This is a genomic window from Bounagaea algeriensis, assembly GCF_054491375.1.
In genome coordinates, this window is sequence record NZ_CM137102.1 from 3,633,941 (window position 1) to 3,656,171 (window position 22,231).

Here is a 22,231-nt window from a genome sequence, read left to right on the forward strand (position 1 = left end):
CTCCCGAGGACTCGCCGCGGGTCAGTTGTTCTCGGCGATGTCGGCCCGGGTGGCGCTGAACTGCTTCGTGCGCGTCGCGGGCGGACCGCCGTCGCCGTCCTCAGCTGTCCCGGCCCCGTCGGACCCGACCTGGTGGTCCTCGGCGCTGGCGGGGGACTCGACCGCGCGCTCCTGCTGCGCCGCGTCCCGACCGGACTGCCCGTCCGACGCGGCGAGGTCCTCCCGCGCGATCCGCTCGGTCGGAGCCTCGATCTCTGCACCGCCGACGGGCTCGTGCACCTCGGTGTCCGCGGTGTCCGCACCGGCTGCGGTCTCCGCGGCCTGCGCCGCGTCCGCACCGGACTCCGCCTCAGCGGCACGCCGAGCCGCAGCTTCCGCGGACGTTCCCTCCGAGTGGTCCGCGGACACGGAGCCCGCGGCTTCCCGCCGTGCCTGCTCCCGCGCCTCTGCCGCGGCCTGCTGCAGCTGATCCTCCTCGGTGTCCTCCTGGGACAGCCGCTCCAGCAGCGGCGTGGTCTGCCCGAGCAGTTCCGCCACGTCGCGCAGCTTGGTCGTGACGGTGTCGCGCAGCTGGGTCACCGCGTGCACCTGCTCGTCGGCCTTGCCCAACCGGCGCTGCACCTCCTCGGAGGTGGCGCGCAGCCGCTCGTTCGCGTCCTCGCGGGCGGTGGTGATGAGCCGGCTGCGTTCGCGGGTGCCGTCGTCGATGAGGCGCGTGGCCTCCTCGGTGGACTCCCGGACCATGCGGGCGGCCTCCTCGCGGGCTTCGGAGACGATCCGCTCGGCCTCGGCCTTGCTGTCGGCCTCCCGCTTCTCCGCTGCTTCGGTGGACTCGCGCTCGAGTTCACGCGCCTGCTCAGTGGCCTCGTTGACCAGCCGGTTCGACTCGTCGGTGGCTTCCCGCACGCGCCGGTGGGCCTCGTTGGTGCCTTCCCGGAGACGGCGGTTGGCCTCGTCGTTGGCCTCGCGCACCCGGCGTTCGGCCTCGGCCTTGCTGTTGGCCTCCTGCTCGGCGAGCGTGCGCATCGCTTCGCTGCGCCGGGCGCTCATCGCGATCTCGAAGTCCTCTTCGATCTGCGCGCGCCGCGCCTCGGACTCCTCGTCCGCCCGCTGCCGGTTCTCCTCGGCCTCGCGGGTGATGCGCTCGGCCTCGGTCTTGGCGGACTCCATGACCGAGCGGTGCTCGGCCTCCATCTCCGTGCGCCGGTTGTCCGCCTCGCCGATCAGCGAGTCGTAGCGGTTGCGCAGCTCGGTCGCCTCGGTCTCCGCGCGCTCGCGGGTGTCGGAGGCGTCCTGCTCGGCGCGGGAGCGGATGTCGGCGGCTTCGTCCTGCGCCAGGCGCAGCATGCGCTGCAACCGTTCGCTGAGCCCCTCCATCGTGGTCGGCGGCTTCCCGAGCCGCTCCACCTGACCGCGCAGGGACTCCACCTCGGAGCGGGCCGCCTCCAACTGCTTGGACAGATCGTTGGCCTGCGACACGGCCGCGTCGCGGTCGGAGGTGAGCAGCTTGATCTCCGAGTCCAGCCGCTCCAGGTGCTCGTCCACCTGCGCCCGGTCGTACCCGTTCTTGCGCGCCAGGTCGAAACCTGATCCCATCGGCAGCAGATCGCGATCATCGGCAAGGCCCATGCTCTCCAAGCTACCCGCAACGCCCGGCTCGTGTGCGACGTGTGGCAGGGATCGAGCGCCAAATTTCCCGAGTCGATCTTGGTCGTCGTGATCTCGACCGCGGCCGTCGGGTGCCCCGCGGACCGCATCTCGGCCGATCGGTCGATGCCGTCGATCATGCCGCCGTCCCGCAACGGGTGTGAGATGACCAGGGGACGGATACACGAGTACCCCGGGACGTCGGGGGGAGCTCCTCCGAGGTCCACCGGGGAGGACTCATCAGCCGAGCCCCATCGGGCGGGGCGCAGGCCGGGCGCACCGGACGGGCGCCCGTTCGGGTCCGCAACGGCGAGCAGGGGTGAGGGACATGACCGGTGCGAACGACTCAGGCAGCCGGAGCACCCGCGCGCAACGGTGGGTGCGGTGGCAGGACTGGGTGGCCGTGCTGCTGGGGCTCGTCCTCGTGCTGACACCGCTGTGGACGACGACGACGGCGCCGGCCACGTCCGCCTCGCTCATCCTGGGGATCCTGCTGATCCTGACCAGCCTGTGGTCGCTGGCCGATCCGCGGTCCATGACCAGCGAGTACGCCCACATCCTGCTCGGGGTGATCCTGTTCATCGCCCCCTGGCCGCTCGGCTACGCCGCTTTCAGCGGCGTAGCGTGGACGTCCTGGGTGATCGGCGTGCTCGTCGTGGCGCTGGGCCTGGCCGCGCTGCCCGCGGTCACCTCGGCCCACCCGAGCCGGCAGGGATGACCGGGCAGGAGCGAACGGCGGGCCGGGAGCGTCACGCGGCCGGTTGGACGAGCTCCACGAGCACACCGCCCGCGTCCTTCGGGTGCACGAAGTTCACCCGGCTGTCCGCGGTGCCGCGGCGCGGCTCCTCGTAGAGCATGCGCAGACCCCTGCCCCGCAGCACCCGCGCCGCCTCGACGACATCGGTCACCCGGTAGGCCAGCTGCTGCAACCCCGGTCCGCTGCGCTCGAGGAACTTCGCGACGGTCGACACCTCGTCGGCCGGAGCCAGCAGCTGCACCTGCGTCGCGCCGGAGGTGTCCCCTGGAGCGCGCAGCATCGCCTCGTGCACCTGCTGCTCCTCGTTGAGCTCGCGGTGGGCCAGTTCCAACCCGAACGCGCTCCGGTGGAACTCGATCGCCTCGTCCAGGTCCGGCACCGCAATGCCGACGTGGTCGATCGCCGTGACCAGGCCACCCAAATCCTCGCGCATGCACCGCATCCTAGTAAGAAGGACATCGTTAAATGGTTTGCGTACGGACTTCCGCAGCGGAACCTCCTACACGGCTCTCGCTCCGGGGGCTCGACCTCGAGTAGCCACGGGAGAACTTCGTTCGGCACCAGTAGCACGCTCTCCCGGCCACACCTGGCCAAGGGCGCCGCCGAGCGGCGAGGATGATGGACGGCAAGCACGGCGCCGCAACGGCGCCGCCGGGGCAGGACCATCCGTCCCGCGAACCGATACCGTCCCGCAAACCGACACCGGGAGGCAGCAGTGAGCACCTCCGTGATTCTCGCGGGCGCCCGCACTCCGATGGGGCGCCTGCTGGGATCCCTCAAGGACTTCTCCGGCGCGCAACTCGGCGGCGCCGCCATCCGCTCGGCACTGGAACGCGCAGGGGTGTCCCCCGAGCAGGTGCAGTACACGATCATGGGGCAGGTGCTCACCGCGGCCGCCGGGCAGATCCCCGCCCGGCAGGCCGCCGTCGCGGCGGGCATCGGCATGGACGTGCCCGCGCTGACCGTCAACAAGGTGTGCCTGTCCGGCCTGGACTCGATCGCGCTGGCCGACCAGCTCATCCGCGCCGGCGAGTTCGACACGGTCGTCGCGGGCGGTCAGGAGTCGATGAGCCAGGCCCCGCACCTCATGCCGAAGTCCCGCGAGGGCGTGAAGTACGGCGCGGCCCAGCTGCTCGACCACATGGCCTACGACGGGCTGTTCTGCGCCTTCGACAACAAGGCGATGGGCGCGGCCACCGACGAGCACAACGAGCGCCACCAGCTCACCCGCGCCGAGCAGGACGCGTTCGCCGCGCGCTCGCACCAGCGCGCCGCGGCCGCGGCGAAGAACGGCCGGTTCGACGACGAGATCACCCCGGTCGAGGTGCCGAAGCGCAAGGGCGCCACCGAAACGGTCGAGGCCGACGAGGGCATCCGCCCGGAGACCACGGAGGAGGGCCTGGCGAAGCTGCCGCCCGCCTTCGGCGCGAACGGCACGATCACCGCGGGCACGGCTTCGCAGATCTCCGACGGCGCGGCCGCTGTCGTGGTGATGCGCCGCGACCGCGCCGAAGCGCTCGGGCTGCCCTGGATCGCCGAGATCGGCCCGCACGGCGTGGTCGCCGGTCCGGACGCGAGCCTGCACGAGCAGCCCGCCAACGCGGTCAGGGCGGCGTGCTCCCGCCAGGGCGGCGCGGAGCCGTCCGCGCTCGACCTCGTGGAGATCAACGAGGCCTTCGCCTCCGTCGGCCTGGTCTCCACCCGGGCGCTCGGGCTCGACGAGGAGCGGGTGAACGTCAACGGCGGAGCGATCGCCCTGGGTCACCCGATCGGCATGTCGGGCGCGCGGCTCGTGCTGCACCTGGCGCTCGAGCTGCAGCGCCGCGGCGGGGGTGTCGGCGCGGCCGCGCTGTGCGGTGGCGGCGGCCAGGGCGACGCCCTCCTGCTGCGGAGCTGAGCCGGCCCGCCCCCGCCCGTCCGGTGGGCCCGCCCGTCCGGTGGAGCCACCCGTCCGGTGGGTCTCCGGGAGCACCCTGAGCGTTCCCGCAACCGTCCCGGAGATCCGCCACCGACGGGGGCCGATCGGTCGGCGAGCACTTACCCTGGCGCCATGAAGTGGCTACGCGGGGGATGGAACCGCGCCGACTGGGCCGATCCGCAACGCACCACGGCACGGCAGCAACAGGCGCAGCAGCCGCAACAGCGGCAGCAACAGCTACAGCAGCAGCCACAGCAGCGGCACGGGGCCGTGGACGGGACCCGCCGCTACACCGCGGGGCACGACCAGGCCGCGCCCTCCGCCCCGACGGCGCAGTCGCCGCGGGCGAGCCTGCTCACCCCCCAGGCCTGCGACGTGGACGTCAGCGCCAGTTCCTTCCGCCTGCTGCTCATCGGCGGCGGAACGAGCGGGCTGCTCACCGTGCTGTGCGCGGCCGTGCTCGCCTACGACGGCCACAGCGTGGGGATGTGGATCTGGCAGCTCGTCTTCGGCATCGTGTTCGTCTGGTTCGTCGTCTCCGCCCGCGGCATGCTCAACAGCCGCGGCTTCCTGCTCGACCACAGCGGGCTGTACGTGCGCACCCGCGGCGAGGTGTTCGGCGTGCCGTGGCAGGAGATCGCCGCCGTGGGCGTGGGAACCCTGCCCTGGGTGGAGAACCGTCGCCCGGTGCACCCGGAACGCCGGGTGGCGCTGGAGTTCTACCCGACCGATCGGGGCTTCGCCGAGCGGCACCCGGACTGGGAGCGGTGGCGCGTGGTCGAACCGCCCTCGGTGTCCGGCACCCCGGGCGAGCGCTACCGGTTCCACCTCCCGCCGTTCAGCCGCCTGCCGAAACAGCTGGAGCGCGCCGTCCGGGCGATCGCCCCGCGCAAGTGGATCGGCCAGTACCGCAGGCACCTGCCGCCACCGCCGCCGCAAGAAGAGGACTGAACGCCTCCGGGCAACGCACCTGCGCACCGCCGAACCGTGCGCAGAAGGCGGCGCGACTGCCGGTGGCGGGGGCGCACCGCGCGCTCATCCGTCGTGGAAACGCGCGAGCGTGTCCGCGTCCCACCCGAGGCTGGCCACCGGGTCGTCGCGGACCAGTTCCGGCGCGTCCGCGGCGAACGTGCGCACCGGCCCGGAACCGGTCGCGGCCGTTTCGAACCGCACCGTGACCCGCCCGTGCCCGGCCCCCTGCACCCACCCGTGGCCGAGGTCCGGGTGGCAGGCGTCGTCGCCGGCGCGCCACCCGTGCTCGACCTGCGGCGAACCGCCGGGGTCCCGCTGCTCGGCGGGCTGCTGTCCGGCCGGTTCGACGGGCTCCTCCTCGCCGAACAGCGGTTCCTGCTCCCAGTGCGCCAATCCCGAGTAGGCCACGCCCACCAGGCGCACCGGCGTGCCCGGTGGCACCGCGGCGGAAACGAGGCGGCGCGCCGCGCCCACCAACGCCGCCCGGTCGCTCGTCGCCGTGGCGAGCGTGTCCGAACGGCTGATCGTGGTGAAGTCCGCGTCGCGGACCTTGACGGTGACCGTCCGCGCCGCGCGCTGCGCCCCCACCAACCGGCGGTGCGCCGCCTGCGCCATCCCGTCGACCTCGCCGAGCAGCCGCCGCGGATCGGTGATGTCGACGTCGAACGTGGTCTCCGCCCCCACCTGCTTCGACTCGGCGCGTTCGGCCACGGGGTGCTCGTCCTCCCCGTGCGCCAACCGGTAGAGCTCGGTGCCGTGCGCCTGGCCGAGCAGGGCGGTGACGTCGTGCGGCTGCATCGCGGCCAGCTGGCCGACCGTGTACACGCCGATGCGGTGCAGCTTCCCCTCGCTGACCGGGCCGACGCCCCAGAGCTTGCGCACCGGCAGCGCCCACAGCAGTTCCCGCTCCTCGGCCGGATCCACCACGAACATCCCGTCCGGTTTCGCCAACCCGGAGGAGATCTTGGCGAGCTGCTTGCCGCTGCCCGCACCGACCGAAGCCGGCACGCCCACCTCCGAGCGGATGCGCCCGCGCAGCTCCCGGGCGAACGCGCGGACCGCCTCGGGGTGCGCCCCGTGCAGCCGGGCCGGTTCGAGGAAGGCCTCGTCGACGGAGACCTGTTCGACGAGGTCGCCGACCGCGCGCACCTGGCTGAGCACCCGCCTGCTCACCACCTGGTACACGCGGAACCGGGGCGGCAGCACCACGGCCGTCGGGCAGCGCCGCCGCGCCTCGGCCATCGGCATGGCCGAGGCGGCGCCGAACTCGCGCGACTCGTAGCTGGCGCCGGCGACCGTGCCGCGCGGACCGACCCCGCCGACGAGCACGGGGCGCCCGCGCAACGTGGGGCGGGTCAGCTGCTCCACGGCCGCGAAGAACGCGTCCATGTCCACGTGCAGCACCCATCTGCGCATTTCCGGCCCGCCCAGCAGTTGCCGCGGTCAGGAACCCACGATCGTCACCTGGCGCTCTTCGGACGGCCCGTCCCACGAGCGCGGCAGCGGCGTCGGCACCTCCGGTGCGACCGTGCCGACGATCGCGTCCAGCGCGGAGTCCGCCTTGCCCACCCACAGGTGCTTCGTGCCGTCGAAGCCGACGACCTCGGCCTGCGGGAGCGCGGCGAACCGGCGGCGGGCCTGTTCCGGCTGCAGGTAGTCGTCGTGCTCGGGGACGAACGCGTGCACCGGTTTGCCGGATCCGGCCCAGGCGCGCAGGTGCTCCTCGGTGCTCCAGCGCAGCGGTGGGGACAGCAGCACCGCGCCCTGCACGAGCGGGTCGAGGCCGTGCACCAGCGTCAGGTCGGTGCCGAAGGACCAGCCGAGGAGCCACACGTTCGGCAGCTCTTCGAACTCCGCGTACTCCAGCGCCGCGGCCACGTCGAACTTCTCCCCGTCGCCGCCGTCGAAGGCGCCCTCGCTGCGGCCGGCTTCGCTCGCGGTGCCGCGGGTGTTGAACCGCAGCACGGCCACGTCGGCCAGGGCCGGCAGCCGGAACGCGGCCTTGCGGAAGATGTGCGAGTCCATCATGCCGCCGTGCGTCGGCAGCGGGTGCAGGCACACCAGGCTCGCCCGCGGCGGGCGGGACTCGGGCAGCGCCAGCTCGCCGATCAACCGGAGCTCATCCGCCGTGTGCAGGGTGATCGACCGCCGCCGCGCGGGCAGCATCGTGTTCGGCCCGATCCGCGTGCCCGGCGGGGCTTCCTCCTCGGTGCTCATCGCGGTCGATCCTGCCACGACGCGGTACCGGCGCGGGGGTGCGGTCCTCGCCGGCGTGCCCCGCGCGACACGGCGCCCCGCGCGACACGTGTGCTCAGCGCAATACGTGCGCTCAGCGGCGCCGCGACCGGCCGCCACGGTGCCAGCAACCGGTGTGCCAGTGGCGGCGCACCTCCGCCCCGCCGAACTCCGCTTCGGGCCAGGCCACGACGTGCGCCACGCCCGCTCGGATCTCGTGGTCGCAGCCGGGGCAGCGGTACTCCTTCACCGCCTGCGCGGCCGGCACGGTGCGCACCACCCAGTCGCCGTCCGGGCCGCTTTCCACCCGGGACGCGCCGACCCCGCCGAGGGGGCGTTCGGGCGGGCCGCTTCCGCGCGGGCGGCGCACTCGGTTGCGACGTGGCACGTCCACCACGGTATCGGGCCGCGGCCGGGCCCGGCTCCGCGGCCGGTGGTTCATTCGTCGAAGTCTCGTTCGGCGAGCTCCGCGATGCGGTCGAGGGCCAGTTGCGCATCGGGCCCCTCGCCGCGCAGCCGCACCGTGTCGCCCTTCCGCGCACCCAGTCCCATGACCTCCAGCACACTGCCCGCGTTGGCCTGCTGCTGGCCCAGCGCGACGTGCACTTCGGCCTGCAGTCCGGCGAGGCAGCGGGCCAGCAGCGCGGCCGGGCGCGCGTGCAGCCCCACCTCGTTGCGCAGTGCGAGGTCGCGTTCCAGCGGCTGTTCCGCAGCGGCCTGCGGCGGGGAAACGGCTGACGCGGTGGTGGCGGTGGTGGCGGACTCGTCGGCCCGCTCGTGCGCGGCGGAACGGGCCGCCTGCGCCACCTCGGCCAGCGCGGACCCGCCCTGAGCGGACACGGCCGCGGCCACGGCCCCTTCCACCACCGGGGCGTCGACGAGCACGGCCCGGGGTTCGCGGGTCTCCACGACCAGCTCTGCCACCATGCGCGCGCTGCCCAGGTCGTACAGCAGCACGGCTCCGGCCCCGTCGTCGACCTGGTCGACGGCGGTGTTCACCGCCTCGAAGTCGGTGCCGAGGTTGCCGTCGGACCCGCCGCCCGTCGGGCCGACGGCCACGTCCGGGGCCATCTGCCCGGCCAGTTCGACGACGCCGCGCGCCAGGCGGTCACTGTGCGAAACGATCACCAGTCCGACGGTCATGAGCGCTTCCTCGCTGTTTCGGCCATCGCGTGCAGCAGCAGCGCGGTGGAGCGCGCCCCCGGGTCGACGTGGCCGGCGCTGCGGTCGCCGAGGTAGGAGGCGCGGCCCTTGCGGGCGACCATGGGTTCGGTGCGGTCGGCGCCGAGCTGCGCCGCCTCCGCAGCGGTGGCGAGCACGTCGGCGACCTCGGAGCCGAGGTCGGCGGCCTCCCGGGCCGCGCGGGCCGCGGGAGTGAGCGCGTCGATCATCGTCTTGTCCTCGACCTCGGCCTTGCCGCGGGCGACGACGCCGTCGACGGCGGCCTGCAGCGCCGCGACGACGCCGCGCGCGTCGAGCTGCTCGTCCTCGCCGGCGGAGGTGGACGCGCGCAGCAGCGCGGTGCCGTACAGCGGGCCGGAGGCACCGCCGACGGTGGAGATCAGCACGGTGGCGCCGAGCTTCAGCACGTCGGCAGGTGTCTGCCACGAACTCGTATCCAGTTTGGACACGACCGCGCGGAACCCGCGGTCGAGGTTCTCACCGTGGTCGGCATCGCCGATGTGCCGATCGAGCTCGACCAGCTCCTCGCGGTGCTCGCTCATCGCCGTGGCAGCCGCGTGCAGCACAGCGGCAACGTCACGGGCCGAACAACCCATCGTTTCCACCTTCCGAACTCACCACCGCAGCGCGGGGGTGTCCACCGGCGCGTCCCACAGCCCGCGGAGCTCGTCGTCGAGCCGCAGCAGCGACAGGCTCATCCCCTGCATCTCCAAGCTGGTCACGTACGCCCCGACCAGCCGCCGCGCAACCGTGATCCCGCGTTCGGCCAGCAGCCGCTCGGCGATCCCGTGCGCGGCGTAGAGCTCCAGCTGCGGTGTGCCGCCCATCGAGTTGGTCAGCAGCGCGACCTCGTCACCCTCGCCGAACGGCAGGTCCGCCAGGATCGGGTCGAGCAACCGCCGCACGAGGTCCGAAGCCGGCGCCAGCGGCACGCGCTCCCGACCCGGCTCGCCGTGGATACCGATGCCGATCTCCATCTCGTCGGCACCGAGCTCGAAGCTCGGCTCCCCCGCGTGCGGCACGGTCGGCGCGGTCAGCGCCACGCCCATGGAGCGGACGCCGTCGACGACCCGCTGCGCGATCCGCGCGCACTCGTCCAGCCCCGACCCGCGTTCCGCGGCCGCACCGGCGATCTTCTCGACCATGAGCGTGCCGCCCACGCCGCGCCGCCCCGCGGTGTTCGTCGAGTCCTGCACCGCGACGTCGTCGTCGACGATCACGCTGCGCACCGCGACGTCGTCCACGCCCGCCAGTTCCGCCGCGGTTTCGAAGTTGAGCACGTCGCCGGTGTAGTTCTTCACCAGCATGAGCGCACCCGCCCCGGCGCGGGTTTCGGCCACCGCCTGCTGGACCGCGTCCGGCGTGGGCGAGGTGAACACCGCACCGGGCACGGCCGCGTCGAGCATGCCGGGCCCGACGAACCCGCCGTGCAGCGGCTCGTGACCGGAGCCGCCGCCGGAGATCACGGCGACCTTGCCGGACACCGGCGCGTCGGTGCGCACGAGCACCGCCGGGTCGGTGCACAGGCGCAGCCGGTCCGGCCAGGCCGCGGCCATGCCCCGCAGCGCGTCCTCGACGAGGGTCGACGAGGCGTCCACGATCTTCTTCAAGCGATGGTCTCCTCACCGGGCGGGAACGCTCGCAGCGGGCGGCGCGTCCGGGGGGGCAGCTGCCGCCGACCCGGGTGCGCGCCGTCACACTCCCACCATCCTGCCAGGTGCCCACCGCCTCGCGCGCCGCCCCGCTACCTCCGCAGCAGGCGGATGAGCCGCACGAGGCTCCGCACGGTGCCCTTGGGTCGGCCGAAGCTCATCGGGTTCAGCGGGATGCGGAACTTCATGCGGGTGACCGACTGGGCGCGGGTGAACTCGCGCAGCCCGTCGGCGCCGTGGATGCGGCCGAAGCCCGAGTCGCCGACACCGCCGAACGGCAGGGAGGGCACCGCGGCGAAGGAGATCACCGAGTTGACCGCCACCATGCCGCTGCGCAGCCGCCGCGCCAGCTCCGCGCCGCGGGACTTGGAGTACACGGTGGCGCCGAGACCGTAGCGGGTGCCGTTGGCCAGGCGCACCGCCTCGTCGGCGTCGCCGACCCGCTGCACGACGATGGCCGGACCGAAGGTTTCCTCCGTGACCGCCGAGGAGTCCGCGGGGACGTCGGTGAGCACGACCGGTTCCACGAACGGCGGACGCACCGAGTCGGAGCCGCCGACGAGCGCGCGCCCGCCCTGCTGCAGCGCGTCGTCGATGTGCCCGCGGATCACCGGGACCTGGTCGGGCATGGTGATCGGGCCGAGGCTGGCGTTCGGTTCCGCACCGGGGCGCAGCTTCGCGGCGCGCGCGCCGACCGCGTCGAGGAAGCGCTCGGCCGCGGAGTCGACGACGTAGACGCGTTCGACGCCGATGCACGTCTGCCCCGCGTTCGACATCGCGCCCCACACGGCGGCTTCGGCGGCGGCTTGGACGTCGGCGTCGGAGTCGACGATGAGCGCGTCCTTGCCGCCGCATTCCACGAGCACCGGTGTGAGGTTCTTCGCGCAGGAGGCCATGACGCGCTTGCCGGTCTCCGTGGATCCGGTGAAGGCGACCTTGTCCACCTCGGATTCGGACAGCGCCGCACCGGTCGCGCCGAAACCGGTGACCACGGAGAACACGGGCCGTTCCGGGACGACTTCGGCGAAGGTGCCGGCCAGCCACTCCCCGACGGCGGGGGTGAGCTCGCTGGGTTTGAACACGACCGCGTTACCGGCCGCGAGGGCGTAGGCGATCGAACCCATCGGGGTGAAGGCCGGGTAGTTCCACGGGCCGATCACGCCGATGACGCCGTAGGGCAGGTACTCGACGCTGGCGGCGTGGTTCGCCATGAGCACGCCGGAGGGGACCTTCCGGCGGCGCAGCGTCTTCTCCGCGTTGGCCGCCGCCCAGTGCAGGTGGTCGATGACGAGGACCAGTTCGAGCCGGGCGTCGTCGAGCGGTTTGCCGGTCTCCGCGCAGATCAGACCGGCCAGCTCGTCGAGGCGTTTGACCAGGATCCTGCGCCACTTGTCGAGGCGTCGTTTCCGCTCGCCGAATCCGAGCTCGGCCCACCACTGCTGCGCCTCGCGCGCCGCGCGCACGGTGTCGCCGACCGCGGCCGCGTCGTGCACCGGATGCCGGCCGACGACCTCGCCGGTGCGCGGGTCCAGGGAGTCGAATTTCTCGGGTTCGGCTGCCGCGGAACGGTCACCTGCGATGCCGACGGTCTGGGTCATGCCGGGCCTCCCACCTGCCACGTCGCTCGTCGTTAATCGTGCAGCCTACGGAATCCTTGCCCGCAACGGGACCGCAGGCCAACAGCGCTTGAACGCACGGGTGGTGCGATGCGACTCGCCCGAACGGCGGTGTTCCAACCGATTACCGCACGGTAATCGGGCGGGGCGCCGCACGGACGCCGTCCGCCGCCCCGCGATGGTTCGGCGCGGCAGCGCCGAAGGGGCCGCATCGCAACCGGCCCCGCTGCGGGTTCTCCTGCTGCCCGCTACTCGCCGTCCTCCTCGTGCACGACGATCGGGCGCCACCAGGCCCACCCCTGCATGAGCACGGCGAAGACGAGCATGCCGGCCCCGGACCACAGGTTCAGGTTGAACCCGTCGGCCCGCATGATCTCCTCCTCCGTCGTGCCGACGAGCCCCATCACGACCAGGACGACGCCGTAGATGGCGAACAGCAGCGCGATCACGGTGCGCACGTCGAAGGCACCAGCGGTGCTCCCCCGGCCGGTGCGCCGTTCGGTTCCGCTCGCCACACCGATCACCTCCGTTCGATGACAACTGGAACATGGCAGCTGGGACAGGGCGGCCGAGTCCCGAGCGCGGCGGGCCGGTCGCCGCTCGGGACTCAGCCGAAGACGATGTTCAACACGATCACGAGGACCAGGGCGATGCCCGCGAGCAGGCCCGGCCGGCGGTACCAGCCCGCGTCCTCCCCCGTGGTGCTCGCGCGCAACGACCTGCGGTCGGTCAACGAGTACACCAGGCCGACCAGCTCCGCCTCGGGCTTCGGCCGGGTCACCGTGCTGACGGCGATGCTGACGACCACGTCGACGACGAACGCCGTGCCGGCGCCGACGAAGCTCGCGCCCTGACCGGGCAGATCGAGCACGCCGGTCTCGGCGAGGCCGAACACCGCCACCGCCGAGACCGTGCCCAGCACCAGGCCCAGCCACCCGGCGGTGGGCGTCATCCGCTTCCAGAACATGCCGAGGATGAACGTGGCGAACAGCGGCGCGTTGAAGAACGAGAACAGCTGCTGCAGGTAGTCCATCAGGTTCTCGTAGCCGGCGGCGATGAACGCCGACCCGACCGCGGCGAGCGTCGCGCCGACGGTCACCCACCGGCCCATCCGCAGGTAGTAGTCGTCCGGCCGGTCGCGGACGATGTAGGCCTGCCAGATGTCGTAGGTGAACACGGTGTTGAACGAGCTGAGGTTCGCCGCCATGCCCGCCATGAACGAAGCCAGCAGTCCGGCCAGGGCGATGCCGAGCATGCCGTTGGGCAGCAGGTCGCGCATGAGCAGCAGCAGCGCGTCGTTGTAGTCGACGTCGCCCTCACCGGTGGCCTTGAACGCGGCGAGCTCCTGCACCGCCACACCGGCGATCATGCCCGGGATGATGACGATGAACGGGATGAGCAGCTTGGGAAAGGCACCGATGATCGGCGTGCGCTGGGCCGCCGACATGCTCTTGGAGGCCATCGCCCGCTGCACCTCGACGAAGTTCGTCGTCCAGTAGCCGAAGGCGAGCACGAAGCCGAGGCCGAACACGACGCCGAGCACGCTGAGGAAGTTGCTGCCGAAACCGGTGAGCTCGTTGGCCGGCCAGGCCGACAGCTGCGCGGAGCCACCGGGGCCCGCGGAGACCTTCTCGACCAGCCCCTGCCAGCCGCCGACCTTGTTCAGCCCGGCGAGGGTCAGCGGCAGCAGTGCGGCCACGATCACGAAGAACTGCAGCACCTCGTTGTAGATCGCGGCGGACAACCCGCCCATCGCGGTGTAGCTGAGCACGATCGCCGCCGCGAACATGATGGACAGCCACAGCGGCCAGCCGAGCAGCACGTTGACGATGCTGGCCAGCAGGAACAGGTTGATGCCGGCGATGAGCAGCTGCGCCAGGGCGAAGCTGATGCCGTTGACCAGGTGCGCAGCCCTGCCGAAGCGGCGCAGCATGAACTCGGGGACGCTGCGGACCTTCGATCCGTAGTAGAACGGCATCATCACGATGCCGAGGAACAGCATCGCGGGCACCGCGCCGACCCAGAAGTAGTGCATGGTCGGCATGCCGTACTCGGCGCCGTTGGCCGACATGCCGATGATCTCGATCGCACCGAGGTTCGCCGCGATGAAGGCCAGCCCGGTCACCCAGGCCGGCAGGGAACGTCCGGACAGGAAGAAGTCCAGGCTCGTGGACACCGACCGGCGCGCCAGGTATCCGATCCCCACCACGAACGCGAAGTAGAGCGCGAGCAGTACGTAGTCCACCGCGCTCGCGTCGAGCCGCAGCTGCTCCTGGGCCAGCACGTGCACGCCACCCCACCTCCAGATTCAACAAATCCAAACGACACTCACCACAGGTGCGAAGCGAGCGCACAGTACCGCACGGCGAGCGAAGCCGCTGCCGACCGATACCAATTCGTTGAACGGGAAAGGGCCGTGTTCAAGCGCTGCACCGTCTGCTCGCGCTCGGCGCCGGACAACCGCAGCTGCGCGGGATCGAACTCAACCGTCGTGCAGGGCAGTTCGACAACGACGAGTCCGCTCAGAACAGCCGGAACTCGTCCGGTTCGATCCCGCGCAGCTGCTCGTAGTCCAGCACGACGCAGCGGATGCCGCGGTCCTCGGCGAGCGTGCGGGCCTGCGGCCGGATCTGCTGCGCGGCGAAGATCCCCTTCACCGGCGCGAGCAGGTGGTCGCGGTTGAGCAGTTCGAGGTAGCGCGTCAACTGCTCGACACCGTCGATCTCGCCGCGGCGCTTGACCTCCACCGCGACGCTGTTGCCCTCGGCGTCCCGGCACATCAGGTCCACCGGGCCGATGGCGGTGGGGTACTCGCGCCGCACGAGCGACCAGCCGTCGCCGAAAGTGGTGACGTGCTCGGCGAGCAGCTCCTGCAGGTGCGCCTCCACACCGTCCTTGACCAGCCCCGGTTCCGCCCCCAGCTCGTGGTGCGAGTCGTGCACGACCTCGTCGACGGTGATCACCAGCTTCTCCCCGGACTTGTTCTGCACCGTCCACAACCCCGGGTCCTCGATCAGCCAGCACGGCGGGCTCATCCAGTTCAACGGCTTGTAGGCGCGGTCGTCGGAGTGCACCGACACCGAGCCGTCCGCTTTGATCAGCAGCAACCGCTGCGCCATCGGGAGGTGCGCGGTGAGCCGACCGATGTAGTCCACCTGGCAGCGGGCAATGACGAGTCGCACGCGACACAGGGTACGGCGCGTGGATCACCCTCCGGGCACCCCGGGCGGCCGTCCCGGGCAGCGGTTCCGAACGGCCACCCGTCCGACTGACGCACGACCGCGCGGCCCGTAGCACTCCCGCGTGGCCCGTAGCTACTCCCGCGTGGCAACGCCGCGCGACCAGCACGCCGAGTGATCGACACGGGGAGCTACGGTAGGCACTCGTGTCAACCGCCCGAACTTTGCTCCGCGTCAAACCTGCTGAGCAGATGGACGACGAGGGGGCGCACACGCGTCTGCGACGCTCCCTCGGCCTCGTGCCGCTCGTGGCCCTGTCCGTCGGTGCCACGCTCGGCACCGGCATCTTCGTCGTGCTGGCCGAAGCCGCGCCCGCGGCCGGCCCGGCCGTCGTGCTGTCGTTCGTGCTCGCCGGGCTGGCAGCGCTGTGCTCCGCGCTGTCCTACGCCGAACTCGCCGGCAGCGTCCCCGTCTCCGGCTCCGCCTACTCGTACACCTATGCCACGCTCGGCGAGCTCATCGCCTGGATCTGCGGCTGGTGCCTGCTGCTCGAGTACGGCGTGTCGGTCGCGGCGGTGGCCGTCGGCTGGGGCGGTTACCTCAACGAGTTCTTCGCCGGAACCCTGGGCGTGACACTGCCCGCGGCACTGGCCGCTCCGCCCGGCGAAGGCGGTGTGGTCAACGTTCCGGCCGCGTTCGTGGTGCTGCTGGCCATGGGCGTGCTGCTCATGGGTGTGCGGGAGAGCGCCCGCGCGGCCACGGTCACCACGGTGCTGAAGATCGCGGTGCTCGTCTTCTTCGTCATCGTCGCCGCCACCGGCTTCCGGTCCGGCAACATGGAGCCGTTCGCCCCCGCGGGCTTCGCCGGGATCTCCGCGGGCGCCTCGGCGGTGTTCTTCTCGTTCATCGGGTTCGACGCCGCCTCCACCGCCGGCGAGGAGGCGAAGAACCCGCGGCGCGACCTGCCGCGCGCGATCATCCTGTCGCTGGCGATCATCACCCTGGTGTACGTGGCGGTGGCCTTCACCGCCGTCGGCGCGGTCGGCGCCGACACGCTGGGCGAGTCGGAGGCCTCGCTCTCGGTGGCGCTGCGCCTGGTCACCGGCCAGACGTGGGCCTCGGTGGTGCTGGCGCTCGGCGCGGTCATCGCGATCGCCTCGGTGGTGCTGACCGTGCTCTACGGGCAGACCCGCATCCTCGTGTCGATGTCCCGCGACGGCCTCATGCCGAAGATGTTCTCCCGGATCAACCAACGCTCCGTGCCGGGGCGGAACATCGCCCTGGTCGGCGTGGTCGTGGCGGTGCTCGCCGCGGTCGTCCCGTTGAACCAGCTCGCCGAGGCGACCAGCATCGGCACGCTGGTCGCCTTCAGCCTCGTCAACATCGGCGTGATCGTGCTGCACCGCACGCGCCCGGACCTGCCGCGCGGGTTCCGCACCCCGCTGATGCCGGTCATCCCGCTGTTCGGCCTCGCGCTGTGCGTCTACCTGATCACGGGGTTGCAGCCGGTCACCTGGTACACCTTCCTGATCTGGATGGTCGTGGGGCTGGCGGTGTACGCCTTGTACGGGTACCGCCGCTCGGCGCTCAACCACGACGACTTCCTGCGTTCCGAGTGATCCGGCTCCACAGGCCGAGGTGGACGCGGAGCCGGCCTTCGAGGCGGGTGATCTCGGTGCTGGCGAGCAGTCCGCGACGCCGCCGGAAGCGACCGCGCGCGGCCGGTTGCAAGCTGGTGACGTCGGGCAGAACGACTCGACGAGGTCCTGTTATCCGGTGCGCAGCCACACGGCGGCGTCGGCGGGCAGCGGCTCCCCCTCGTCCACGCGCATCGGCAGGCCGCTGCTGGACAGCAGCACCTCCCCCGCGGGCAACGACACCTCGGTCGAACCGGTGTTGACCAGCACGAGCACGTCATCGCCGCGGCGGAAGGCCAGCACCTCGCCCGTGTTGTGCTTGTCGTCCCAGGCGAACCGCTCGTCGTCGGCGAACTCGCGGCGCAACCGCAGCGCGGCGCGGTAGAACTCGAGCATCCCCTCCGGGACGCCCTCCTGGGCCTCCGCGGAGTACTCGGCCCACCACTCCGGCTGCGGCAGCCAACCCGCAGCACTGCTGAACCCGGCGGAGACACCGCTGCGCGTCCACGGCAGCGGAACCCGGCAGCCGTCCCGGCCCTTGTCCGTGCCGCCGGAACCCGCCCACCGCGGGTCCTGCAGCGCGTCCGCGGGCAGGTCGGCGACCTCGGGCAGGCCGAGCTCCTCGCCCTGGTAGACGTAGGCCGATCCGGGCAGGGCCAGTTCCAGCAGCAGCGCCGCCCGCGCCCGCCGGGTGCCGAGCTCCAGGTCCGCCGGCGGCGCGGTGCCGTCCGAGAGGAGCCAGGCGCGCAGGTCGGTGCCCTCGGGCAAGCCGAACACCGAGGGATGGCGCACCACGTCGTGGTTGGACAGCACCCACGTGGGCACGGTCCCCGCCTCGGCCGCGGCCTCCAGCGAGGAGTCGATCACCTCGCGGTACCGCGCGGCGTCCCACCGCACCTGCAGGAATTCGAAGTTGAACGCCTGCTGCAGCTCGCCGGGGCGGGTGTAGAGCACGCGGCTGGCGTTCGGCACCCACGCCTCGGCCACGGCGAACAGCGGCGGGTCGAACTCGTGGAACACCGCGTTCCACTCCCGGTACACCTCGTGCACCCCGGGGCGGTCGAGGAACGGGTGGTCCGGGTTCACCTCGAACTCGGCCATCTTGCTGTCGGCGTGGTCGTTGTCGGTGTTCCGCAGCGGCTCGGCGAGATCCTTGACCAGGCCGTGCGCCACGTCGATGCGGAACCCGTCCACCCCGCGTGCGCCCCAGAACCGCAGGATGTCGCGGAATTCCGCGCGCACCTGCGGATGCTGCCAGTTCAGGTCCGGCTGCTGCGGATCGAACAGGTGCAGGTACCACTGCCCGTCGGGCAGGCGCGTCCACGCGGGACCGCCGAAGCGGGAGAGCCAGTTCGTCGGCGGCTGCGCACCGCCCGGCCCGCGGCCCTCGCGGAAGACGTAGCGCTCGCGGGCCGGCGATCCCGGTTCCGAGTCGAGGGCCTGCCGGAACCACGGGTGTTCGCTGGAGGTGTGGTTCGGCACAATGTCGAGCAGCACGCGCAAACCGCGCGCGTGGGCCGCGGCCACCATCTCGTCGAAGTCCTCGAGGCTGCCGAGCACCGGGTCGATGTCGCGGTAGTCGGCCACGTCGTAGCCGCCGTCGATCCACGGTGACGGGAAGCAGGGCGAGAGCCACACGGCGTCGACGCCCAGCCGCGCCAGGTGGTCCATCCTGCTCGTGATGCCGCTGATGTTGCCGATCCCGTCGCCGTCGGTGTCGGCGAAGCTGCGCGGGTAGATCTGGTAGATCACGGCGTTGCGCCACCAGGTGCTCATGCTTTCCCCTCATCCTCGGGTGCGTCGACCAGTCGTCCGGTCGTTCTCGGTCGTGCCGCGGAATCGCGGACGACGAGGCGGGTGGGCAGTTCGGCGTGGGTGGTCACGTCCGTTTCTGCGGTTGCCTGCACGGCGAGTTCGGCCGCTCGGGCGCCCAGTTCGGACACCGGTTGTTCCACTGTGGTCAGACCGAGCAGCTCGGCCGTGTCGTGGTTGTCGAAGCCGATCACGGACAGCGCACCGGGCACCGCCACGCCGCTGCGCCAGGCCGTGCGCAGCACGCCGAAGGCGACGTCGTCGGATTCGGCCACCACCGCGGTGGGCGGGTCCGGCCGGGAGAGGAACTCGGCGGCCGCGTCCGACCCGCCGCGGGGGCCGGACTCGGTGCGCACGACTGCTTCGCCCGGCACGGTGAGCCCGGCCTCGGCCATGGCGTGCTGGAAGCCCTGCGCGCGGGTGCGCGAGTTCCAGCTGAACCCCGTGCTGTCGGAGGGCTGGACGAACCCGATCCGGGTGTGGCCGAGGTTGATCAACTGCCGGGTGGCGGCCGCCGTCGCCGCGGCGTTGTCCACGAACACGCTCGGCCTGCCGGGCACGCGTTGGCTGGCGAACACCACGGGCACGCCGATCTCGTCGAGCACGGCGATCTCCTCGTCGCCGAGATCGAGGGCGAGCGCGATCACCGCGTCCACGTTGCGCTTCAGCGGCAGCTCGGCCAGCACGTCGCGGGCCGCCCGCCGGTCGCCGACCTCGTAGGTCAGCATGTCCCGCTCCGCTGCGCGCAGGCGGTTGGCCACTCCGGACAGCGCGACGCCGAAGAACCACGGCTGCAGGAACGGCACGAGCACCGCGATCCTGCCGGTCGCGCCGGTCACGAGCGCCGAGGCGTCCCGGGAGACCACATAGGACAGATCGCTCGCCGCCTGCCGCACCCGGTCGCGCACTTCCTGCGCGACGCCGGGTGCCTCGCGCAGAGCTCGGGAGACGGTCGACAGGGAGACGCCGGCACGTGCGGCCACATCGCTCATCCGGGGGTGCTGCCCAGTCATGGTCGGCAACCCTACGGAGGCGCTGCACGATTGGCAACGCTTCCACACGGGTGACGTGCCACTTCGCAGCACGACAGCAGCACGGCAGCAGAGGAACCAGCACGTCAGAAGCACCGCAGCAGCACGGCACGAGTTCTGCTGCGAGCACGGGGATTGACGACCCAGCAGATCAATGCAAGCGTTTTCATCCGTGCGGTGACGTGGAACACCCCGCAGTGGGCGCGCCACCGGAGCACCGCGGTGTCACTGAGGAGGCCGCACATGCCGCTATCCCGCCGGAAGCTGCTGGCCGGCGCGCTCGGCGCAGCAGGACTCGCCGGCTGCGCCCGGGCCGACAGCGATCCCCTCGCCGGCAAAGACCCCGCCCCGCCCCGCGGGCCCGTGACGATCCAGTGGGCCGCCGCCCCGATCGACGGCCGCGACGGCAGCGACCTGCGCCCCGCGCTCGTCGAAGCGTTCCAGGCCGCGCACCCCAACGTCACGGTGCGCATCACCAAAACACCGCCCACTTCGGACACCCAGCGTTCGACCTTCGCCACGCAGATCGCCGCCGGCTCCGAACTGCCCGACGTCTACCTCGGCGACTGCGCCTGGCCGGCCCAGTTCGGGGAGAACGCACTGGCCATGCCGCTGGACGAACTGGTGCCGACCGAGTTCTGGCAGGACTTCGCCGCCCCCGTGGTCACCTCGCTGACCTACGACGGGCGGCGCTGGGCGTTCCCGTTCTACCTCGCCGAGTCGTTCCTGTACTACCGCAGCGACCTGCTGGCCAAGCACGACCTGCCGGTTCCGCGCACCTGGGAGGAGCTCTCCCGCACGGCGAGCAGGCTCATCGACGCCGGCGACGTGCGCTACGGGTTCCTGTGGCAGGGCGCGCCCTCGGAAACCATCACCGCCAACATCTCCGAGTTCCTCAGCGACGCCGACGGCGGCTTCGTCACCGCGGACTACGGCGCCGCGGCGATCGACGGCCCGGCCGGGCGCCGCACCGCGGAGTTCATCGACGAGATGATGCGCACCGGTGTGTCCCCGCGCGCGGTCGGCACCTACAGCGAGCAGGAGTCCGTCACCGCCTACAGCTCCGGCCAGGCCGCCTTCCTGCGCAACTGGGACTCGCTGTGGACGACGATCGCGAGCCCGGGGGAGTCCGCGGTGGCCGGCAGGACCGGCGTGGCCCCGCGCCCCACGTTCGCGGGCACCCGCACCGCGAACGTGTCCACAGTGGGCGGTTGGCACAACTACATCAACCCGCACACCCGCAACCTCGGCGCGGCCGTGCAGTTCGCGCGCTGGCTGTCCGAGGTCCCCGCGCAACTGCTGCTGTGCACGCGCTCGGCCCACGTGCCCGCCTCGGAGACCGCGCTCGCGCACCCGCGGCTGCAGCGCGACGACCTGCCCATCTTCCGCGTCGCCTCGCAGCTCAACCTGCACCCGCGTCCCACGCGCACGCCCTACTACCCGCAGATCTCCGACGCCGTCCGCACCGCGTTCAACGCGCTCGTCATCGGCTCGCGCGGCCCCGGCGGGCTGACCCGGGACGTCGCCGCCGAGATCAACTCGGCACTGGCGGGGGTGGCGCTGTGACCACCGCAACGCACACGCCCACCGGAGCGCAGCGGAGCACGCCCGAACAGCCGTCCCGGCGGGGCGCGCCGCGGCGATCGCGCGAACGCCACCTCGCCCGGCTCGGCTGGATGTACACCTCGCCCGCGCTGGTCGTCATCGCGGCCGTGACGCTGTTCCCCATCGCGTTCTCGGTGGTGCTCAGCTTCACCGACGTGCAGATGACCTACGACGGATTCCGGCTGGACGGCTTCACCTGGGACAACTACGCCGCCCTGCTGCGCTCGGGCGAGTGGTACTACTCGGTGGCCTTCACCATCGGCTACACCGTCGTGACCGTCTTCGCCGAACTCGTGCTCGGCGTCCTGGCCGCCCTCGTGCTGGAACGGCTCGGCGCGGCGCGCGGCTGGTTCATCGCCTTCCTGCTCATCCCGTGGTCGATGATCACGGTCATCTCGGCGGAGCTGTGGGGCTACATCTACGACGCGACCTACGGCGCGGCCACCTGGCTGTGGCGGAGCCTCACCGGCACGACCCCGCTCATCCTCGGCGAACCGGCCCCGGCGATCGCGGGCATGATGGTCGCCGACATCTGGAAGACCACGCCGTTCGTGGCCGTCATCGCGCTGGCCGGGCTGATGATGCTGCCCCGCGAGCTGTACGAGTCCGCCGAGGTCGACGGCGCCGGTGCGTGGACGACGTTCTGGCAGGTCACGCTGCCGCAGCTGCGGCCGACGCTCGCCGTGGCCGTGCTGTTCCGCATCCTGCAGGCCTTCGGCGTGTTCGACCTGCCGTTCGTGCTCACCGAAGGCGGACCCGGCACCGCGACCCAGTCGCTGGCGATCCTCACCTACCAGACGCTGTTCCAGAACCTGCGGATCGGGACGGGGGCGGCCATCGCCACCACGACCGCGCTGCTGGTGATCGGCGCCTGCCTGCTGTTCCTGCGCGCGTTCCGCGCCCAAGTCGGCAAGGAGGACACGGCTTGACCCGCACACAGGTCTCCGGCAAGCAGGAACCCCGGCAACGGGTGACGCGGCGGGGCGCG

At 72.0% G+C, this 22,231-nt stretch carries 20 protein-coding genes; 6 read left to right on the top strand and 14 right to left on the bottom strand.

What is annotated here, in order from left to right; all coding sequences use genetic code 11:
• Nucleotides 1-21: 21 nt before the first annotated feature.
• Nucleotides 22-1,629 (bottom strand): M protein, encoded by a 1,608-nt coding sequence (locus tag ACVGV2_RS16555; RefSeq protein WP_459163269.1) that lies wholly within the window; start codon nucleotides 1,627-1,629, stop codon nucleotides 22-24.
• Between the two features lie 346 nt (nucleotides 1,630-1,975).
• Here ACVGV2_RS16555 and ACVGV2_RS16560 point away from each other — a divergent pair, with 346 nt between their 5' ends.
• Nucleotides 1,976-2,365: an SPW repeat protein gene (locus ACVGV2_RS16560; protein WP_459163270.1), complete on the top strand. Its 390-nt coding sequence runs from the start codon at nucleotides 1,976-1,978 to the stop codon at nucleotides 2,363-2,365.
• A 31-nt stretch (nucleotides 2,366-2,396) separates the two neighbouring features.
• Here ACVGV2_RS16560 and mce read toward each other — a convergent pair whose 3' ends face one another.
• Entirely contained in the window at nucleotides 2,397-2,837 is a 441-nt protein-coding gene (mce, locus tag ACVGV2_RS16565; protein WP_459163271.1) for a methylmalonyl-CoA epimerase, read from the bottom strand.
• A 282-nt stretch (nucleotides 2,838-3,119) separates the two neighbouring features.
• Here mce and ACVGV2_RS16570 point away from each other — a divergent pair, with 282 nt between their 5' ends.
• A complete protein-coding gene (locus ACVGV2_RS16570; protein WP_459163272.1) occupies nucleotides 3,120-4,301 on the top strand; it encodes an acetyl-CoA C-acetyltransferase in 1,182 nt (393 codons plus the stop codon).
• A 153-nt stretch (nucleotides 4,302-4,454) separates the two neighbouring features.
• Nucleotides 4,455-5,273: a hypothetical protein gene (locus ACVGV2_RS16575; protein WP_459163273.1), complete on the top strand. Its 819-nt coding sequence runs from the start codon at nucleotides 4,455-4,457 to the stop codon at nucleotides 5,271-5,273.
• A gap of 84 nt (nucleotides 5,274-5,357) precedes the next feature.
• On the opposite strand, the gene ACVGV2_RS16580 is transcribed toward ACVGV2_RS16575, so the two are convergent.
• The 10 genes from ACVGV2_RS16580 to nucS all read right to left on the bottom strand — a co-directional run bounded on the left by ACVGV2_RS16580 (nucleotide 5,358) and on the right by nucS (nucleotide 15,161).
• Nucleotides 5,358-6,710 carry a DNA polymerase IV gene (locus tag ACVGV2_RS16580; RefSeq protein WP_459163274.1) on the bottom strand — a complete coding sequence of 451 codons (1,353 nt, stop codon included), beginning with the start codon at nucleotides 6,708-6,710 and terminating at the stop codon, nucleotides 5,358-5,360.
• A gap of 27 nt (nucleotides 6,711-6,737) precedes the next feature.
• Nucleotides 6,738-7,511 carry an alpha/beta hydrolase gene (locus ACVGV2_RS16585; RefSeq protein WP_459163275.1) on the bottom strand — a complete coding sequence of 258 codons (774 nt, stop codon included), beginning with the start codon at nucleotides 7,509-7,511 and terminating at the stop codon, nucleotides 6,738-6,740.
• Nucleotides 7,512-7,623: 112 nt separating this feature from the next.
• The gene (locus ACVGV2_RS16590; protein ID WP_459163276.1) at nucleotides 7,624-7,917 is read right to left on the bottom strand and encodes a hypothetical protein; all 294 of its coding nucleotides are present in this window, start codon (nucleotides 7,915-7,917) and stop codon (nucleotides 7,624-7,626) included.
• Nucleotides 7,918-7,967: 50 nt separating this feature from the next.
• Nucleotides 7,968-8,672, bottom strand: coding sequence for a dihydroxyacetone kinase phosphoryl donor subunit DhaM (gene dhaM, locus ACVGV2_RS16595; protein WP_459163277.1), 705 nt, complete (start codon nucleotides 8,670-8,672; stop codon nucleotides 7,968-7,970).
• On the bottom strand, nucleotides 8,669-9,307 hold the full coding sequence (gene dhaL / locus ACVGV2_RS16600; protein WP_459163278.1) for a dihydroxyacetone kinase subunit DhaL: 639 nt from the start codon (nucleotides 9,305-9,307) through the stop codon (nucleotides 8,669-8,671). Before dhaL ends, dhaM begins: the two co-directional genes overlap by 4 nt.
• An 18-nt stretch (nucleotides 9,308-9,325) precedes the next feature.
• A complete protein-coding gene (gene dhaK / locus ACVGV2_RS16605; protein WP_459163279.1) occupies nucleotides 9,326-10,321 on the bottom strand; it encodes a dihydroxyacetone kinase subunit DhaK in 996 nt (331 codons plus the stop codon).
• A 134-nt stretch (nucleotides 10,322-10,455) separates the two neighbouring features.
• Entirely contained in the window at nucleotides 10,456-11,961 is a 1,506-nt protein-coding gene (locus ACVGV2_RS16610) for an aldehyde dehydrogenase family protein (RefSeq protein WP_459163280.1), read from the bottom strand.
• Nucleotides 11,962-12,227: 266 nt separating this feature from the next.
• Nucleotides 12,228-12,494, bottom strand: coding sequence for a hypothetical protein (locus ACVGV2_RS16615; protein WP_459163281.1), 267 nt, complete (start codon nucleotides 12,492-12,494; stop codon nucleotides 12,228-12,230).
• A gap of 92 nt (nucleotides 12,495-12,586) precedes the next feature.
• Nucleotides 12,587-14,269, bottom strand: coding sequence for a sodium:solute symporter family protein (locus ACVGV2_RS16620; RefSeq protein WP_459163282.1), 1,683 nt, complete (start codon nucleotides 14,267-14,269; stop codon nucleotides 12,587-12,589).
• A gap of 232 nt (nucleotides 14,270-14,501) precedes the next feature.
• Nucleotides 14,502-15,161: an endonuclease NucS gene (gene nucS / locus ACVGV2_RS16625; protein ID WP_459163283.1), complete on the bottom strand. Its 660-nt coding sequence runs from the start codon at nucleotides 15,159-15,161 to the stop codon at nucleotides 14,502-14,504.
• 248 nt (nucleotides 15,162-15,409) lie between these two features.
• Here nucS and ACVGV2_RS16630 point away from each other — a divergent pair, with 248 nt between their 5' ends.
• A complete protein-coding gene (locus ACVGV2_RS16630) occupies nucleotides 15,410-16,777 on the top strand; it encodes an amino acid permease (protein ID WP_459166026.1) in 1,368 nt (455 codons plus the stop codon).
• Between the two features lie 150 nt (nucleotides 16,778-16,927).
• On the opposite strand, the gene ACVGV2_RS16635 is transcribed toward ACVGV2_RS16630, so the two are convergent.
• Together ACVGV2_RS16635 and ACVGV2_RS16640 are read right to left on the bottom strand one after the other, a co-directional pair.
• Nucleotides 16,928-18,571: a glycoside hydrolase family 13 protein gene (locus ACVGV2_RS16635; RefSeq protein WP_459163284.1), complete on the bottom strand. Its 1,644-nt coding sequence runs from the start codon at nucleotides 18,569-18,571 to the stop codon at nucleotides 16,928-16,930.
• Nucleotides 18,568-19,620: a LacI family DNA-binding transcriptional regulator gene (locus ACVGV2_RS16640; RefSeq protein WP_459163285.1), complete on the bottom strand. Its 1,053-nt coding sequence runs from the start codon at nucleotides 19,618-19,620 to the stop codon at nucleotides 18,568-18,570. The genes ACVGV2_RS16635 and ACVGV2_RS16640 overlap by 4 nt, the downstream gene beginning before the upstream one ends.
• Nucleotides 19,621-19,881: 261 nt before the next feature.
• Between ACVGV2_RS16640 and ACVGV2_RS16645 the strand changes: the two genes are divergently transcribed.
• Together ACVGV2_RS16645 and ACVGV2_RS16650 are read left to right on the top strand one after the other, a co-directional pair.
• Nucleotides 19,882-21,204, top strand: a complete 1,323-nt coding sequence (locus ACVGV2_RS16645; protein ID WP_459163286.1) for an extracellular solute-binding protein — start codon at nucleotides 19,882-19,884, stop codon at nucleotides 21,202-21,204.
• Nucleotides 21,201-22,172 (top strand): carbohydrate ABC transporter permease, encoded by a 972-nt coding sequence (locus tag ACVGV2_RS16650; protein ID WP_459163287.1) that lies wholly within the window; start codon nucleotides 21,201-21,203, stop codon nucleotides 22,170-22,172. The genes ACVGV2_RS16645 and ACVGV2_RS16650 overlap by 4 nt, the downstream gene beginning before the upstream one ends.
• The last annotated feature ends 59 nt before the right edge of the window (nucleotides 22,173-22,231 follow it).

Coding starts and splice junctions, on each gene's coding strand:
- ACVGV2_RS16555 (WP_459163269.1), bottom strand. CDS start 1,629: ATGGGCCTTGCCGATGATCGCGATCTGCTGCCGATGGGATCAGGTTTC.
- ACVGV2_RS16560 (WP_459163270.1), top strand. CDS start 1,976: ATGACCGGTGCGAACGACTCAGGCAGCCGGAGCACCCGCGCGCAACGG.
- mce (WP_459163271.1), bottom strand. CDS start 2,837: ATGCGCGAGGATTTGGGTGGCCTGGTCACGGCGATCGACCACGTCGGC.
- ACVGV2_RS16575 (WP_459163273.1), top strand. CDS start 4,455: ATGAAGTGGCTACGCGGGGGATGGAACCGCGCCGACTGGGCCGATCCG.
- ACVGV2_RS16580 (WP_459163274.1), bottom strand. CDS start 6,710: ATGCGCAGATGGGTGCTGCACGTGGACATGGACGCGTTCTTCGCGGCC.
- ACVGV2_RS16585 (WP_459163275.1), bottom strand. CDS start 7,511: ATGAGCACCGAGGAGGAAGCCCCGCCGGGCACGCGGATCGGGCCGAAC.
- dhaM (WP_459163277.1), bottom strand. CDS start 8,672: ATGACCGTCGGACTGGTGATCGTTTCGCACAGTGACCGCCTGGCGCGC.
- dhaL (WP_459163278.1), bottom strand. CDS start 9,307: ATGGGTTGTTCGGCCCGTGACGTTGCCGCTGTGCTGCACGCGGCTGCC.
- ACVGV2_RS16610 (WP_459163280.1), bottom strand. CDS start 11,961: ATGACCCAGACCGTCGGCATCGCAGGTGACCGTTCCGCGGCAGCCGAA.
- ACVGV2_RS16630 (WP_459166026.1), top strand. CDS start 15,410: ATGGACGACGAGGGGGCGCACACGCGTCTGCGACGCTCCCTCGGCCTC.
- ACVGV2_RS16635 (WP_459163284.1), bottom strand. CDS start 18,571: ATGAGCACCTGGTGGCGCAACGCCGTGATCTACCAGATCTACCCGCGC.
- ACVGV2_RS16640 (WP_459163285.1), bottom strand. CDS start 19,620: ATGACTGGGCAGCACCCCCGGATGAGCGATGTGGCCGCACGTGCCGGC.
- ACVGV2_RS16645 (WP_459163286.1), top strand. CDS start 19,882: ATGCCGCTATCCCGCCGGAAGCTGCTGGCCGGCGCGCTCGGCGCAGCA.